We start from the raw sequence: 320 nt of genomic DNA, 5'->3' as shown, positions 1-320 counted from the left end.
TTTGAAACAGGATCACAATTATGTAGTTATGTTGGGATTACCCCCACAATAAGAGAGTCTGGCAGCAGTGTAAGAGGTAGGAGCAGAATTAGTAAAGTAGGTAACAGAAAACTACGAAATCTCCTGTTTCTATGTTCTTTTACGGCTTGTAAGCATAACAAAGGGTGTAGAGAAATCTATGAACGAATTGTAAACAAGGGCAAGAGTAAAAAATTAGCATTAATTGCCGTTTCTAATAAGCTATTGAAACAAGCTTTTGCTATTGCAAAATCGGGAAACCCTTATGATGCGAGCCATATTTCAGTATTAAAACTAAATAA

At 35.3% G+C, this 320-nt stretch carries 1 protein-coding gene; it reads left to right on the top strand.

Annotated elements, in window-relative coordinates; all coding sequences use genetic code 11:
- Nucleotides 1–320, top strand: a 320-nt coding sequence (locus EGM88_RS15040) for a transposase (RefSeq protein ID WP_148084098.1), incomplete at both ends; no start/stop codon positions are given.

Origin of the sequence: Aureibaculum marinum, from assembly GCF_003813905.1 — a bacterium.
Lineage (GTDB): Bacteria > Bacteroidota > Bacteroidia > Flavobacteriales > Flavobacteriaceae > Aureibaculum > Aureibaculum marinum.
This window is presented reverse-complemented; position numbering and strand designations above follow the sequence as displayed.